This window comes from Mesorhizobium sp. M0998 (genome assembly GCF_040318885.1).
Classification (GTDB): domain Bacteria; phylum Pseudomonadota; class Alphaproteobacteria; order Rhizobiales; family Rhizobiaceae; genus Mesorhizobium.
Genome location: NZ_JAMYND010000105.1, coordinates 1 through 1,821 on the forward strand (window position 1 = coordinate 1; position 1,821 = coordinate 1,821).

The following is a 1,821-nucleotide window of genomic DNA, read 5'->3' on the forward strand; positions in this document are numbered from 1 at the left end:
GTGGACGCCCCCTCGACGGCATCGATGTGCCAGAATGGTGGTGTTTGACAGCCACCGTAAGAGAGGGAGCGTCCACAATGGAAGTTAACACGATCGGATTGGACCTAGCGAAGAATGTGTTTCAGGCGCATGGAGCCGATGCGGCGGGCGCCATTGTTTTCCGCAAGCAACTGCGACGCGACAAGGTGCTTGCGTTTCTCGCTGGGCAGCCGGCCTGCTTGGTCGCCATGGAGGCCTGTTCTGGGGCGCATCACTGGGCGCGCGAGATCGGCAAGCTCGGGCACACCGTTCGTCTGATCCCGCCATCCTATGTGAAGCCTTTCGTGAAGCGGCAGAAGAACGACGCCGCCGATGCCGAGGCGATCTGCGAGGCCGCGCAGCGGCCGACCATGCGCTTTGTCGCCGTGAAGAGTGAGGAGGAGCAGGCGAGTGCGGCCGTATTCCGGGCTCGTGATCTGCTGGTGCGGCAGCGCACCCAGACGATCAACGCCTTGCGCGGCCATCTTGCAGAATATGGACTGGTCGTTGCCCAGGGCCCTTCACATACTGCCAAGCTGATGGAAAAGGTAGAGGATCCTGAGGGCGATCTGCCAGAAGCAGCCCGCCTGGCCCTCACCGTGCTGGTCGATACGCTGAGATCGCTGGAGGAAAGGATCAAGCAGCTCGATGCCGAGATTGCACGGCGTGCCCGAGAGGATGAAGACGTGCGGCGGTTGGCAACAATCCCCGGCGTTGGTCCGATAACGGCAACGGCTCTGGTTGCACTGGCGCCTTGCGCCGCAATCTTCCGAAAGGGGCGCGACTTCGCCGCTTGGCTGGGCCTGACGCCGCTGCAACGCTCAACCGGCGGTAAACAGAAGCTCGGTGCAACATCGAAGATGGGCGAGCGTACATTGCGGCGCCTGCTTATCATCGGAGCGAGCGCTGTCGTGCGTCATGCTCGTCGGCGAGGCATTCGGGAAGGATCGTGGCTTGGGCGCATGCTCGCCCGCAAGCCGCCAATGCTTGTGGTCGTCGCTCTTGCCAACAAGATGGCCCGCATCGTCTGGGCGCTCATGGCAAGAGGTGGGACCTACAGGGCTCCGGCCGTGGCAGCATAGCAGCTCGGTCTGAGGTCGTCGCAGGTGTAGGAAGGTCACACGGAGAGGTATGGCGCGACAGTCGATGAGAGACGGATCGGAAAAACCAGTTCAGCACAGAGCGCTTCGAGCGCGCGGTAGTGATATGGATCCGATCGGCGAACTCCCATACGGGCCGGCGGCAAATGGAAGGCCGCATCAGAGGCCGGACAGATGTCAGCACCCGACTACGCGCCGCTATACTGCCTTTCGAAGATTCTTCTTGCGCTCACGGGGGCGTCCACAGATGTGCTGAAGGTTCTGCAAAAAGTTTTGGAGAGAGAACGGGGCTTGCTCTGAGGGGCGAGCGGCCATGGCACGGTGGTGACGTTGCGATCACCGATTCCCGTGGAAGGGGAAGTGCCATGACCAATCGAGACGTTAGACTGAGCAGAGGCGAGTTGAAAGCGTTGCTGTTGTCGGATGAGGACGGCTTTCGCCAGGCATTGCAGAGTGTCGTGCAGGAGGTTCTTGAAGCCGAGATGACGGAGGCGATCGGGGCCGAGAAAGGCGAGCGGACGGCGGAGCGGACGAGTTACCGGTCCGGCTATTACGAACGCAAGCTGGTGACGCGGGTCGGGGTGCTGGAGCTTCGCGTTCCGCAGGATCGGGCTGGCCGGTTCTCGACGGAGTTGTTTGAGCGCTACCAGCGTTCGGAGAAGGCATTGGTGTCGGCGCTGGTCGAGATGTACGTGCAGGGCGT

2 protein-coding genes are annotated in these 1,821 nt (G+C 61.9%); both read left to right on the forward strand.

The window, feature by feature from the left end; genetic code table 11:
• Positions 1–77: 77 nt before the first annotated feature.
• Complete coding sequence (locus NKH59_RS33250; protein WP_352500826.1) at positions 78–1,100, forward strand: IS110 family RNA-guided transposase; 1,023 nt, start codon at positions 78–80, stop codon at positions 1,098–1,100.
• Between the two features lie 383 nt (positions 1,101–1,483).
• Positions 1,484–1,821 (forward strand): transposase (locus NKH59_RS33255; RefSeq protein ID WP_353024456.1); only part of this gene is annotated, 338 nt, incomplete at its 3' end.